This is a genomic window from Streptomyces sp. 351MFTsu5.1 (assembly GCF_000383655.1).
In the GTDB taxonomy this organism is placed as follows: Bacteria; Actinomycetota; Actinomycetes; order Streptomycetales; family Streptomycetaceae; genus Streptomyces; species Streptomyces griseorubiginosus.
This window is the reverse complement of sequence record NZ_KB911780.1, coordinates 386,135-399,489: the sequence shown is the minus strand read 5'-3', so window position 1 is coordinate 399,489 and position 13,355 is coordinate 386,135. Positions and strand designations below refer to the sequence as shown.

The 13,355-nt window shown below is 74.3% G+C and carries 9 protein-coding genes; 7 read left to right on the top strand and 2 right to left on the bottom strand.

The window, feature by feature from the left end:
- Window positions 1–20: 20 nt before the first annotated feature.
- Window positions 21–1,133, bottom strand: coding sequence for a MerR family transcriptional regulator (locus H295_RS0116205; protein ID WP_020136380.1), 1,113 nt, complete (start codon window positions 1,131–1,133; stop codon window positions 21–23).
- A 124-nt stretch (window positions 1,134–1,257) separates the two neighbouring features.
- On the opposite strand from H295_RS0116205, the gene H295_RS0116200 reads away from it, so the two are divergent.
- The 4 genes from H295_RS0116200 (at window position 1,258) to H295_RS0116185 (ending at window position 6,231) form a co-directional block, all read left to right on the top strand.
- The gene (locus H295_RS0116200; protein ID WP_020136379.1) at window positions 1,258–2,127 is read left to right on the top strand and encodes an ATP-grasp domain-containing protein; all 870 of its coding nucleotides are present in this window, start codon (window positions 1,258–1,260) and stop codon (window positions 2,125–2,127) included.
- 95 nt (window positions 2,128–2,222) lie between these two features.
- Window positions 2,223–3,668, top strand: coding sequence for an acyl-CoA synthetase (locus H295_RS0116195; protein ID WP_020136378.1), 1,446 nt, complete (start codon window positions 2,223–2,225; stop codon window positions 3,666–3,668).
- Window positions 3,661–4,986, top strand: a complete 1,326-nt coding sequence (locus tag H295_RS0116190) for a carboxyl transferase domain-containing protein (RefSeq protein WP_020136377.1) — start codon at window positions 3,661–3,663, stop codon at window positions 4,984–4,986. The genes H295_RS0116195 and H295_RS0116190 overlap by 8 nt, the downstream gene beginning before the upstream one ends.
- Before the next feature lie 207 nt (window positions 4,987–5,193).
- The gene (locus H295_RS0116185; RefSeq protein ID WP_020136376.1) at window positions 5,194–6,231 is read left to right on the top strand and encodes a rod shape-determining protein; all 1,038 of its coding nucleotides are present in this window, start codon (window positions 5,194–5,196) and stop codon (window positions 6,229–6,231) included.
- Between the two features lie 159 nt (window positions 6,232–6,390).
- Here the strand turns inward: H295_RS0116185 and H295_RS0116180 are convergent, their stop codons facing one another.
- Window positions 6,391–7,329, bottom strand: a complete 939-nt coding sequence (locus tag H295_RS0116180) for an anti-sigma factor RsbA family regulatory protein (RefSeq protein WP_020136375.1) — start codon at window positions 7,327–7,329, stop codon at window positions 6,391–6,393.
- A 328-nt stretch (window positions 7,330–7,657) separates the two neighbouring features.
- Here H295_RS0116180 and H295_RS0116175 point away from each other — a divergent pair, with 328 nt between their 5' ends.
- From H295_RS0116175 to H295_RS0116160, 3 genes are all read left to right on the top strand, one after another.
- Window positions 7,658–8,329 (top strand): ANTAR domain-containing protein, encoded by a 672-nt coding sequence (locus H295_RS0116175; RefSeq protein ID WP_020136374.1) that lies wholly within the window; start codon window positions 7,658–7,660, stop codon window positions 8,327–8,329.
- Window positions 8,330–8,852: 523 nt separating this feature from the next.
- A complete protein-coding gene (locus H295_RS0116165; RefSeq protein ID WP_020136372.1) occupies window positions 8,853–10,397 on the top strand; it encodes an APC family permease in 1,545 nt (514 codons plus the stop codon).
- A gap of 68 nt (window positions 10,398–10,465) precedes the next feature.
- A complete protein-coding gene (locus H295_RS0116160) occupies window positions 10,466–13,342 on the top strand; it encodes a helix-turn-helix transcriptional regulator (RefSeq protein WP_020136371.1) in 2,877 nt (958 codons plus the stop codon).
- The last annotated feature ends 13 nt before the right edge of the window (window positions 13,343–13,355 follow it).

Below are 13,355 nucleotides of genomic sequence, written 5' to 3'. Positions count from 1 at the left end.
GGCCGAGATGCTGCCAGTCGTCAGACCGCCGTCGCCACCGGATCCGCCACCGGATCAGCCACTGACACCGCCACTGATTCCGCCACCGGATCCGCCACGAGGTCCGCCACCACACAGCTGACGTTGTCCGGGCCGCCCGCCGCGTTCGCCGCGTCGACCAGGGCGTGCACGGCCGCCTCGGGGTCGGCGGCGGAGGTGAGCAGCTCGCGGACGGTGGCGTCGGGGACGACGGCGGAGAGCCCGTCGGAGCACAGGAGGTAGCGGTCGCCGGGTGCCGCGTCCCGCAGCCTGAGGTCGGGTGCCGCGGTGGTGAGGGCCTTGAGGAGCAGGGCGCGCTGCGGGTGGGTGACGGCCTCCTCGGCGGTCAGCCGGCCCTCGTCGACCAGCGACTGGACCACCGTGTGGTCGTGGGTGATGCGGAAGAGCGCGCCGCCCCGCAGGAGGTAGGCGCGGGAGTCCCCGATGTGCACCAGGGCGAGACGGGAGCCCGTCCACAGCAGGGCGGTCAGGGTGGTGCCGGTCGCGTCGGTGCCGGCGCCGGCGTCCCGTGCCGCCTCGGTCGCCCCGTGCACGGCGTCCTCCAGGACGTTGAGGACGTCACCGGCCGGAAGCTCGGCGCTGTCCAGGAACCGCAGGGCCGCCACGGCCGCGCTGCCGGCGAGCGCGCCGGCCGGCCCGTAGCCGTCGGCGACCGCGAGGAGGCGGGCGCCCGCGTAGGCCGTGTCCTGGTTGGCGGCGCGGACCCGGCCGCGGTCCGAGTGGGCGCAATAACGCAGTTCGAGCATGGTGGTGTCCTTCCTCGGTGGAGCGGTCAGCTCGTCGACGAGGAACACGGCGAGATCCCGCCGCACGGCCGTCTGCGCCTCCACCTCGGCCCAGTACGCCCGGACCTCCCCGGCGGCCGCGGCGGGCGGCAGGGCGCACACCGTGCGGATCCGGGCCAGCGGCATGCCGAGGCGGCGCAGCCACGCCACCAGACGGGCCTGTTCCAGCTGGTCCGGGGCGTAGTAGCGGTAGCCGGTGTGCGGGTCGACGCGGGCCGGACGCAGCAGCTCCAGCTCGTCGTAGAGCCGCAGCGCCTTCGGCGACAGGCGGCACGCCCGCGCGAAAGCACCGATCGTCAGCCACTCCATACGGTCTCCTCCGTTCCTCGATCCCGATGGTGGGGGTTCACCGTGGGGGAGGGTAAAGGGGTTGCCGGGGTTTCCCCCGCCGCGGTTAGCCTGCCGGACGAGCCCCCGTGGAAAGGAACCCCCCATGCCCCGAGTCGCCCTGGTCACCTACGACCCCCGGCCGGAGCCCAGCAAGGACACCGATCTACCCCTGCTGGTGGAGGCGCTGCGCGCGGCCGGGGCCGAGGCGGAGGCCGTGTGCTGGGACGCCGACGTCGACTGGTCCGGCTACGACCTGGCCGTGATCCGCTCCACCTGGGACTACAGCTGGCGGGCGGCCGAGTTCACGGCGTGGGCGGAGCGGTGCGGCAAGGCGACCCGGCTCGCCAACCCGCCGCAGGTCGTGCGCTGGAACACCGACAAGCGCTACCTCGGCGAGCTGGACCGGGCGGGCGTGCCGGTGGTGCCGACCGGCTATCTCGCGCCCGGGGACCCGCTCGCCCTGCCGACCGACCACGAGTACGTCGTCAAGCCCACGTCCGGGGCGGGTGCGCGGTACGCCGCCCGGTACACGCCCGAGCGGCACGAGGACGCCGTACGGCACCTGGAGCGCATGCACGCCGAGGGGCTCACGGCGATGGTCCAGCCGTACATGCGGGGCATCGACGCGGGCGGTGAGCGGGCGCTCCAGTTCTTCGGGGGCCGGCTCCTGCACGCCAGCCGCAAACGGGCCGTCCTGAGCCCCGGCACCGCCTTCGACGCGGACAAGGTCGCCCACCCGGGCCTGGAGCCCTGGACTCCGACCCCGGCCGAGGTCGCCGTCGCCGAGCGGGCGCTGGCCGCCGTACCGGAGGCGCCGGAACTGCTGTACGCGCGCGTGGACCTCGTCGACGGGGAGGACGGGCAGCCGCGGGTGATGGAACTGGAGCTGGTCGAGCCGAACCTCTTCCTGTTCCTGCATCCGGGTTCGCTGCCGCGGGTGGTGGAGGCGGTGCTGGCGGCCGCGCGACGGTGAGCGGCCGGGGCCGGTGAGGTCGGGGCCTTGATCGGGTAGGACCGACAAGGCGAGGACAGCCATGGACTGTGACGGCAGCTTAGGAGTCTTGACGCATGAGCTCTCTCTTCCCGGCCCTCAGGGGTGCGACGGCGGACCGTCCCGCCCTGCGGTTCGGTGACCGCGCCCTGACGTACGCCGAACTCGCCGCCGCGACGGGCACGCTGGCCGGGCGCATCGCGGGCCACGACCGGGTGGCCGTCTGGGCGACCCCGGAGCTGGAGACCGCGGTGGCCGTGGTGGCGGTGCTGGAGGCCGGTGTCGCCGCGGTGCCGCTCAACCCGAAGTCCGGGGAGAAGGAGCTGGGGCACATCCTCGACGACAGCGCGCCGGGCGTGCTGCTCGCCGCGCCGGGTGCGGAACTGCCCTCCGCGGTGCGGCACTTGGAGCGCATCGAGGTCGAGGTGCACGGCACCGGCGGCGCGGCCCCGGAGAGCCGCGCCCTGGACGGCGACCCCGCCCTGGTCGTCTACACCTCCGGCACCACGGGTCCGCCGAAGGGTGCCGTCATCCCCCGCCGGGCCGTCGCCGCCACTCTGGACGCCCTCGCCGACGCCTGGCAGTGGACGGCGGACGACGTCCTCGTGCACGCCCTGCCGCTCTTCCACGTCCACGGCCTGGTCATCGGCATCCTGGGGCCGCTGCGCCGCGGCGGCTCGGTCCGTCACCTCGGCCGGTTCGGCACCGACGGGGTGGCCCGCGAGCTGAACGCCGGTGCGACCATGCTCTTCGGCGTCCCGACGATGTACCACCGCATCGCCGAAACCCTGGAGCGGGACCCGGAGTTGGTGAAGGCACTGACGGGTGCCCGGCTGCTGGTGTCCGGTTCGGCGGCGCTCCCGGTGCACGACCACGAGCGCATCGCGGCCGCGACCGGCCGCCGGGTCGTCGAGCGCTACGGCATGACCGAGACCCTCATGAACACGAGCGTGCGCGCGGACGGCGACCCGCGCCCCGGGACCGTGGGCCCACCGCTGCCGGGCGTGGAGCTGCGGCTGGTGGAGGAGGACGGGACCCCGATCCCGTCGTACGACGGCGAGACGGTCGGCGAGATCCAGGTGCGCGGCCCGAACCTGTTCACCGAGTACCTGAACCGGCCGGACGCGACGGCCGCCGCGTTCACGGCGGACGGCTGGTTCCGGACGGGGGACATGGCCGTGCGGGACGCGGACGGGTATGTCCGGATCGTCGGCCGGAAGGCCACCGACCTGATCAAGAGCGGGGGGTACAAGATCGGGGCGGGCGAGATCGAGAACGCGCTCCTCGAACACCCGGGGGTGCGTGAGGCGGCCGTGACCGGGGAGCCGGACCCCGACCTGGGTGAGCGGATCGTGGCGTGGATCGTCCCGGCGGACCCGGAATCACCCCCGGCGCTCGCGGAGTTGGCGGATCACGTGGCCCGGCGTCTCGCCCCGCACAAGCGACCCCGGGTCCTCCACCACCTCACCGCACTGCCCCGCAACGACATGGGGAAGATCATGAAGCGGGCCCTGCGTGTCTGAGCGCCGGTCCGCCCGCGAGGTCATCGCCCTCGTCGCCGACGACTTCACCGAGATCCCCTCCCCCGCACGGCAGTCCGAGCCCGACGGCCCGCTCGCCTGGCAGGGCTACGACGCCTCGCTCGCCCGTGCCGCCGAGCGCACCGGCGAGACGGAGTCGGTGGTCTGCGGCACCGCGCACGTCGGGGGCGTCCGGGCGGTCCTGATCGCCTTCGAGTTCGGCTTCCTCGGCGGCTCCCTGGGCGAACGCACCGGCGACCGGCTGGAGGGGGCGTACACGTACGCCCGGGAACACCGGCTGCCCGTCGTCCCGTTGGTGGCCACCGGCGGCAGCCGGATGCAGGAGGGCATGCTCGCCCTGACGCAGCTCCAGCGGGTGGCACGGCAGTCGGCGCTCACCAGGGAGGGCGGGCTCCCCCAGATCGCGGTGCTGCGCGACCCCACCACGGGCGGCGGCTGGGCCACCCTCGGCGCGGGCGCGGACGTGGTCCTCGCCCTCCCCGGCGCCCAGGTCGGCTTCGCGGGCTCCCGGGTCCGGCCGCCGGACGCGGACCCCTCGGCGTACACGGCGGAGGCGCAGGTGGCGGCGGGTGCGGCGGACGCGGTGGTGGCGGAGGAGGAGCTGCGGGACACGCTGGGGCGGTGGCTGCGGCTGCTGACGTCCGCGTCGAGCGCACCCGCGCCGGTGCCCGCCCCGCTCGGCACTGCCGAACTCCCCGCCACCGGCTGGGACGCGGTGCGGCGCGCCCGGTCGCCCGAGCGGCCTCGCGCGCGGGCCTATCTGGACGCCTACTTCACCCACCGGGTGGCCGTCTCCGGCGACCGGTGCGGCGGCACCGACCCCGGGATGCTCTGCGGCTTCGGGGAGCGGGACGGCCGTACGGTGGCGTACGCGGCGCAGACCGGCACGGCCACCCGCCCGGCCGGCTACCGCACCGCCTCCCGGCTGATCCGCCTCGCGGACCGGCTCGGCATCCCGGTGCTCACGCTGGTGGACACCCCGGGCGCGGCCAACGACGCCGAGGCCGAGGGGCAGGGCGCGGGCGCGGCGATCGCCGACCTGTTCGTCACGGTGGCCGCGGCCCGGACCCCGGTCACCACCCTCCTGATCGGCGAGGGCGGCTCCGGCGGGGCGCTCGCCCTCGCGGCACCCGGGAACACGTACGCCACCCCGGACAGCTACTTCTCGGTCATCGCCCCGGAGTCGGCGGCGGCGATCCTCAAGCGCCCGCCGCGGGAGGCCGAGGCGACGGCGGACCAGCTCCGCATCCGTCCGCAGGACCTGGTGGACCTGGGGGTGGTCCGGGAGTCCGGTACGTGACGGACCCTCACGGAAGCCTGCGCCCCCGATGACCCCGCGTCAGAATATTTACGGGAAGCTTATATCGGGCATAAAGGACAAAACCCCCCATTCAGCGGCACCCCGCCCGGCCCCCCAGGAAAGGCGCCGCCTCCCCCGCCCCCGCACGATGCCACTAGGCCCGCCACCCGGCGCCGCCCACGGTCTGTGCTCTCGGGAGGACCTGCCATGACCGCCAGTCTGGAGCAGCTGCGCCGCTGCCACTTCGCCGTCGACCTGGGCGCGGCGAGGACCCGGGTGTACGTGAAGGGGGCCGGGCTCGTCGTCGACCAGCCGTCGGCCGCCGCCGTGAACACCAAGACCGGCGCGCTGATCGCGGTCGGGGAGTTCGCCGAGAAGATGACCGGCCGCACCCCCGACTACATCCGGGTCGTCCGGCCCGTCTCCGGGGGCACGGTCGTCGACATCGAGATGGCCCAGCGCATGCTGCGCCACCTGCTCGGCGACAAGGTCCGCCGGGCGCTGCGCCGCAAGCCGATCCTGCGGGCCGCCGCCTGCACCCCGCACGACGCCGACCCGCTGGCCCAGCGCGCCGCCATCGAGACCCTCGTCGGACTGGGCGCGCGCCGCGTCGAGCTCGTCGACACCCTGATCGCCGCCGCCGTCGGCTGCGGACTGCCGGTCGAGCGGGCCGAGGCCACCATGATCATGGTGTGCGGGGCCGCCGCCACCCAGGTCGCCGTGCTCTCCCTCGGGTCGATCGTGACCGCCGAGCGCATTCCGGTCGGCGGCGAGGCCGTGGACCACGCGATCGTCCAGCACCTGCGCCACGAGCACGAACTGATGCTGCCCAGCCAGTCCGTACGGCCGCTCCAGCTGGCCCTGTCCGGAAACGGCCTCACCTCGCAGGGCCCGGCGTCCACCGAGATCCACGGGCGGGACGTCGCCACCGGCCTCGCCCGTTCCGTGCAGGTCGACACCGCCGCCGTCCGGGACGCCATCGAGACCCCGCTGACCGCCGTCCTGGACGGCATCGGCCGGGTGCTGCGCAACTGCCCGCCGGATCTGGTGGCCGACCTCGCCGACCGCGGGATCATGATGGTCGGCGGCTCCGCGCTGCTCCCCGGCCTCGACCAGATGCTGCGACACGCCACGGGGATGCCGGTGCACATCGCCGAGCGGCCCGACGTCTGCGCCGTACAGGGACTGGGGTACATGCTGGAGGGCCGCATCGAGCCCCTGTCCCTCGACCCGCTGGCGGACTGAGAGCCGGCGGGGACGCCGTGCGGGCTCAGCGGCCGGATCCGCCGGCCGGCCTCGACTTTGGACCCTCGCGTCAGCTCTGGATCCGTCAGCCGGCGTCCGCTCTGGACCCTCCGGCCGGCGTCGGGTCTGAATCCGTCAGCCGGCGTCGGGGTGCCCGGGTCAGAGGGCGAACCAGCAGCGGACCGTGGTGCCGGCCGGGTCCGTGTGGACGCGGACGAGGTCGGCGACGAGGTTGACGATGAGCAGGCCGCGGCCGCCCCGCTGGTCCCGGGAGGCCGGGCGGCGGCCCGCCAGCAGGTCGGTGAGGCGCCCCCGGTCGTGGACCTCGCACACCACGCACCCGTCCTCGGCCCACACCCGCAGCACACCCGAACCGCCGCCGTGCACCACGCTGTTGGTGGTCAGCTCGGCGACGGCCAGCGCCAGGTCGTCGAGCCGGGGCGACACGAGGCCGAACCGCGCGGCCGCGTCGGTGGCCAGGTGCCGCACCTCGCCGAGCACGTCGGAGACGAAGGTGTGCGCGGGAACCTCGGGCGCGGGGGGCAGGGGTTCGTTGTAGCGGGCGTGGACCGCCTCGTAGTCGTACGGCGGGCTCTCCCGCTCCCGCCCGGAGCCCGCGTCGACGATCACGGGGTGGGTGCCGTAGGCGTCGGCGACGACCTGGGGGTCGAGGCGCTGGATGTCGTACGGGCACAGGATGGTGACGGTCCGCCCCTGGAACGCGGCGTTGATCAACGCCTCGTGCTGCACACAGGCGGGGTACTCGGTGGCGCTGCGGCCCGCCCAGATCGGCTCGCCGACGATCCGCACCCGGGTGCCGGGCGGCTGGGCGTCGGCGAAGGCGCTCAGCACCCCGGGGATGATCCGGCCGGGGTTGCGCCCGGCCTCCCGCATGTCGAGGAACCGCACACCCTCACCGGTGCCGATCTCCCGCTTCAGCAGCCGCAGGTTCCCGGTCGGCACGGCCACCGCCACCGGCTCCCCGGCGGCGAGGCCCTTCCGGACGAACGGCACCACGCTGGCCAGGTACTCCTGCTGGTCACGGTAGAAGAGCGCGGGATGCACGAACGGTCCCGCCGGCTCGGTCACGGCGGTCATCGCGGCGTCACCACGGCCCCGTGCACCCGAAGGCCGCGCCGTGACGTCTCGTACCCGATGTGCACACCCACTCCCCACTGCCGGCCGGACGTTCTCTCCTCCGATACGTCTCCCCTCCCGGGAATTCTCTCAGCACTGTCCGGACGAGACCGCGTTTACCCCCGGCGGGCGCCGCTCATTCCCCGGCGGGCCAGGGGTGTAGGCCACCGGCCTGAGGGCAGGCGCACTCCAGTAACGCCGATCCAGCACGGCCACACCCAGGGCCGGGGCGGCCGGCGGTGATCGGTGACTCAACGTCGTGACGACTGTGGGGAGCAGCGAGGCGGACATGAGCTCAGCGACACACACCACGCTCGCGGGGCAGCTGAACGCGCTGACCGTCGAGGGCCGGGTGGACGGCGACACGGCCGTGCTCGCCCCTCGCGGCAATCTGGTCCACGGCTGCGCGGACGCCCTGTCCAGGGCCCTCGCCCGGCTGCCGGAGGGCATCGACCGGGTCGAGTTGGACATGCGGGGCGTCACCTTCATGGACACGGCGGGACTCCAGCTGCTGGAAGTGCTCGACACCTACGGCCGCCGTCGCCGCGTGCCGGTGTCGGCGACGGGCTGGAACGAGCAGCCGCAGCGCGTCCTGAAGATGGCGGGCCTGGACTCCGAGGACCCGCTGAACGGGCCCGGGACGCGCCGGGAGCCGGTGCCCTCGGTGGTGGTCCTGGAGCGCACGCAGCAGCTGGATCTGTTGCGCACGGAGGTGGAGCAGCTGCGCCGGGCGATCGTGACCCGCCCGCTCATCGACCAGGCGCGCGGGGTTCTGATGGCCACCCACGCCTGCTCGTCCGACCAGGCGTGGCACATCCTGCGGGAGGCCTCGCAGCTCTCCAACACCAAGCTGCGCAAGGTCGCAGCGGTGGTCACGGCCGGGGCCGCGGGCGAGGAGCCGGACGCATCGCCCGCGGTACGGCGGGCGCTGCGGACGGCGATCGACAGATACCTGAACTGACCCGCACCTGAACCGACTTCGTCGTCGGCCGGAGGGGTCGTCAGGGGCCGTCAGTACGGCAGGAGCCGCCCCGACGGGGTCCGGCGGTCGATCTCGGGCTGCCGGGTGTCACGGGTGGACGAGGGCCGACGGGTGACGCGAACACGGATCTGGCGGTTCATGGCGCCCTCCTCGGGCTGCATTGCTGTTCCCCGACACGGACCAGCCTCGCCGTCGAGACCCGTCCGCACATCGTGCCCACGGAGGCACCTGCACTGCCGCCCCGGGACGACCGCCCGCCCTCTCGCTACTCCCGGGGGAGGACAACTACCCCCGAGAGACCCCGATCAAGCCTGGTCCGGTCCGCACCGCGGGGACACGTGGAGACACGGACCCGCGCAGGGGGCGCACGCCGGAGCCTTATCCCGGTCCATTTTCGGCAATACCTGGTCAAGACTTCCCAATGGACGCTTGTGAGCTTGTGCGACGGCCTCGATCATTGGCCGAATCCCGCCTGTCCCCGCTCATTCCGCAGGAGCCCCTGGTGACCGCTGGCCCCCTGACCAAAGAGCCGGCCGGCCCGCCGGCGGCAGCCCAGTCGGAGCGGCAGAAGCTGCGCAAGCACTTCGGCCGGTTCGACATCCTGTTCTTCCTGCTGTGCACGATCGTCGGCGTCGACACCATCGGCACGGTGGCCTCCTCGGGCGCGGAGGCGTTCACCTGGCTCATCGTGCTGGCCCTGGTGTTCTTCGTCCCCTCGGCGCTGCTCACCGCCGAACTCGGCGCCGCCTTCCCCGACGAGGGCGGCCCCTACATATGGACCAGCCGCGCCTTCGGCCGCCTGGCCGGCGCGGTCAACAACTTCCTGTACTGGATCACCAATCCGGTGTGGCTGGGCGGCACCCTCTCCGTCTCGGCCGTCACGGCGTACACGACCTTCTTCCACGACGGCAAGGACCTGAGCACCCCCGCCTTCTACATCTTCACCCTGGTGTTCATCTGGGTGGGCGTGCTCGCCGCGATCCTCTCCTTCGACGTCGGCAAGTGGATCCCCACCGTCGGCGCCTGGAGCCGCTTCCTCCTGCTCGGCCTGTTCACCGTCACCGTCGTGGTCTACGGCGTCCGGCACGGCCTGCACGGATTCGGGCTCGGCGACTTCTCCCCCACGTACGCGGGCTTCGTCGGCCTGGTGCCGGTCCTGATGTTCAACTTCGTCGGCTTCGAACTGCCCAGCACCGCGGGCGACGAGATGACCGACGCGCAGAAGGACGTGCCGTACGCCGTCTTCCGCAGCGCCGCCCTCTCCGTACTGCTCTACGCCCTGCCGATCCTCGGCATCCTTCTCGTCCTGCCCGTCAAGGCCATCTCCGGACTCGGCGGTTTCATCGACGCGATCCGGCAGGTCTTCACGGTCTACGGCGGCCATGTCGCCGGCGACGGCACCGCGTCCCTGAGCGGGGCGGGCAGCGCGCTCGGGGACCTCGCCGCGATCCTGTTCATCCTCACGGTGCTGTCCTCGGGCGTGACCTGGGTGATGGGCTCCGACCGCGCGCTCGCCGTCTCCGGGTACGACGGCGCGGCCCCGCGCTTCCTCGGCGTCATCTCCAGCCGCTTCGGCACCCCGGTCCGGGTCAACGTGCTCAGCGGCCTGGTCTCGACCGCCGTCCTGGTGCTGGCCCACGAACTGACCAACGGCAGCGCGGCGAAGCTCTTCGGCGCGGTCCTGGGCCTGGCCGTCTCCACGACACTGGTCAGCTACCTGGGCATCTTCCCGGCGCTCGCGGTGCTGCGCCGCAGGGCCCCCGGTGTCCCGCGTCCCTACCGGGCCCCGGCTCCGCTGCTGATCAGCATCGTGCTCACGGCGCTCGTCCTGTACGCCTGTGTGCAACTGGTCGCGCCGGGCGCCCCGTTCAACTGGTTCAGCTCCTCCTACGCCCCGGACGGCTGGAGTCACGCCGAGCGCGGGAAGTACCTGCTGACCGAGCTCGTACCGCTCGTCGGGTTCATGCTCCTCGGCGTGCTGTTCTGGGCACTGGGGCGGCCGACGCGCAGGGCGGAGGCGGCGGCGCGGGAGACACCGGTGGGGTGACGGACGTCATTGACAACCGTGATCCACCAGGGTTGTCATGAGCACATGCTCCGACCTGCCGGTGTCCCATGGGTTCACCACCCCCGCTGACCGGGCGCCGAGAGCTTCTCGACCTCGCCCGCACCGCGCCGGGAGTGCTCCTCCACGGCCCCGAGGGGATCGGCAGATCCACGCTCCTGGCCGCGCTCACGGCCGACGCGCCCGGCACGGTCCTGCGCTGCGCACCCGCCGAGGAGGACGCCGCACTCCCCCACGCCGGGCTCGTGGACCTGTTCGCGCCGGTGCCGGAGCACTGCCTCGCGTCCCTGGCGCCCGAGCCCCGCGCGGCACTCGAGGCGGCCCTACTGCGGGGCCCGGCACCGGCGGACGACCGTGACCGGCTCGCGCTCCGCGTCGCCGTGCTCGACACCCTGCGCGCACTGGCCTCGACCGGCCCTGTCCTGCTGGTCGTCGACGACGTGCAGTGGCTCGACGAGCCGACCGCCGGCCTGCTCGCCTTCGCGGTACGCCGCCTGGACGGCCTCGACATCCGTGTCCTGGCCGCCGAGCGCGTGCCCGAGGGCGAGCAGCCGACGCGCCTGCGCTGCTGCCCGCCGGACACCCTCGAACTCGCCGTCCCCCCGCTGACGGACGAGGAGGTGGCCCACCTCGTCCACGCCGGCACCGGAGCCGGCCCGCACCCGGCGGCCCTGCGGAGGATCCAGGAACTCGCCGCCGGAAACCCCTGGTACGCACAGGAGTTGGGCCGGGCGGCACACAGGGCGTCCGGGAGCTCACCGGCTCCCGGTGCCGGACCCCACGCCTTCGACGTGCCCTCGGGACTCCGTGCCCGTCTCCTGCACAGGTTCCGTGAACTCCCCGCCCCCGCCCGGCTCACGGTCCTCCTCGCGAGTGCCGTCGCCCGTCCCTCTCTCACGGTGCTGCGGGCTGCCGGGCTGTCCGATCCGGCCGCCGACCTCGCGGCGGCCGAACGGCTCGGTGTCGCGGCCGTCGACGCCGAGGGGGCCGTACGCTTCCGGCATCCGCTGCTCCGGGCCGCCGTGTACGCCGACGCTCCGGGCAGCGACCGCAGACGGGCGCACGCCCTGCTGGCCGACGCGGTGAGCGAACCGGTGGAGCGGGCCCGGCACCTGGCCCACGCCCGCCCCTACGAGGACGAGGGCACGGCCCGCACCCTGATGTCGGCGGCGGACACCGCCCGTCGCGAGGGCGCGCCCGACACCGGTTTCGAACTGGCCGCGCTCGCCGTCCTGCGTACCCCGGGCGACCGTCCCGCGGAGCGCGCCGACCGGTTGCTGGCCGCGGCCGAGTACGCCTGTGACGCCGGGCGGATCGAGGAGGCGGGCGAGGCCGCCGGTGCCGTTCTCACCGAGTCGGACTCCGCGCACCGCCGGGTGCGGGCCCGGCTGATCCTGCTGCGCAACGCCGGTCAAGCCCTGGAGGGCGCGGGCGACTTGATCGAGGAGGGCCTTCAGGACGCGCTGGGCGACCGGGAGTCGGAGGCGCGGCTGCACCACTGGGCCGCCGTACGGGGCCTGTTGTGCGGGGAGCTGGAGGAGGCCGACCGGCATGCGCGGCAGGCGGCCGAGGCAGGCGACACCGAGACCCGGGTCGCGGCACTCGCCACGCTCGCCCGGGTGCGCTCGCTGGCCGGTGAGCCGCTCGCCGCCGACGCCGCGCTGGAGGCCGCCCTCGCGCTGAGCGGCGGCACCGAGGGCGGTCCGGAGAGCTGGCGGCTGATCCGGATGCGGGCGATCCTCGCCCTGGACTCCGACCGGGTCCCCGAGGCGCACGAGCAGCTCACCCGACTCCTCGCCGCCGTCGGCGAGTTGGCCGGCGTCGAGGACGTCATGGCGACCCTGGTGGCGCTGACGCGGGTGCAGGTGCGCGCCGGGCACTGCCGGGAGGCTCTGCGCACCGCGGACCGCTGTGCGCGGCCGCTCGCCGAGGCGGGCGTCCCGGCGGCGCCGGCGCTGTACGCGGCGGCGCTCGCGGCGACTGCGGGCGGCACCGCCGAGGAGGCCCGGCACCTCGCCGGACAGGCGGTGCGCGCTTCCGAGGCCGACGGCGACCGGCTGTTCCTGCTGCGCGCGCTGGCGGTACTGGGACAGGCCGAGCTGCTCGGCGGCGACCCGCGGGGAGCCGCGGCCGCCGTGGAGGCACTCCAACGGGTGCGGGAGCTGGGCACGGCGATGTCCGCCGCCGACCCGCCCCTGCTGCACTGGTACGCCGACCTGGCCGAGGCGCTGGTCGTGCTCGGCGAGACCGACGAGGCCGGGGCGGTCGTACGGGAGGCGCGTGCCCGGGTGTCCGCTGCCACGCCCGGCAGTGTGCTGGCCGCCCTGGAGCGGGCGGAAGGGCTGCGGGAGGCGGGGCTCGGCCGGGCCAGGGAGGGCGCGGCGCGGCTGCGGGCCGCGGTCGAGCGGCTGCGCCGGCTGCCGCTCCCGGTCGAGCTGGTGCGCACCCTGATCGCGCTCGGTGCGGTCGAACGCCGCTCGCGACGCCGGAGTTCGGCGCGCGGGGTCCTCGGTGAAGCCCTGGAGACCGCCACCCGGATCAGTGCCGCCCCGCTCGCGCGCCGGGCCCGGGAGGAGCTGGCCCGCGTGGACGCCGGTGAGAGGGCCGGCGAGACGGGCGGGCCCGAACTCACGCCCACCGAGGCGCGGATCGCCGCGCTGGTCGGCGGCGGGGCCACCAACAGGGAAGTCGCCGCGGAGCTGTTCATCAGCGTCAAGACAGTCGAGGGGGCGCTGTCCCGGGTCTACCGGAAGATCGGCGTACGCTCCCGCACCGCACTCGCGCACGTGATGGCCGTGACGGTCCTCGCGACCGGGGCGGCGGTGAACGTGGGCGACGATGACCAAGTGCGGCCGCCCGTACAGGCGGTGACGGCCAGTCAGCCGGGCCGGGTCCGGTTCTCGCGCACTCCCGACACCCGCCGTTAACACGTGACGCAAG

What these genes read in the sequence shown, in the direction of transcription:
- H295_RS0116185 (WP_020136376.1), top strand. Translation starts at nt 5,194, where the DNA reads ATGACCGCCAGTCTGGAGCAGCTGCGCCGCTGCCACTTCGCCGTCGAC.
- H295_RS0116160 (WP_020136371.1), top strand. Translation starts at nt 10,466, where the DNA reads ATGGGTTCACCACCCCCGCTGACCGGGCGCCGAGAGCTTCTCGACCTC.
- H295_RS0116205 (WP_020136380.1), bottom strand. Translation starts at nt 1,133, where the DNA reads ATGGAGTGGCTGACGATCGGTGCTTTCGCGCGGGCGTGCCGCCTGTCG.
- H295_RS0116195 (WP_020136378.1), top strand. Translation starts at nt 2,223, where the DNA reads ATGAGCTCTCTCTTCCCGGCCCTCAGGGGTGCGACGGCGGACCGTCCC.
- H295_RS0116175 (WP_020136374.1), top strand. Translation starts at nt 7,658, where the DNA reads ATGAGCTCAGCGACACACACCACGCTCGCGGGGCAGCTGAACGCGCTG.
- H295_RS0116180 (WP_020136375.1), bottom strand. Translation starts at nt 7,329, where the DNA reads ATGACCGCCGTGACCGAGCCGGCGGGACCGTTCGTGCATCCCGCGCTC.
- H295_RS0116200 (WP_020136379.1), top strand. Translation starts at nt 1,258, where the DNA reads ATGCCCCGAGTCGCCCTGGTCACCTACGACCCCCGGCCGGAGCCCAGC.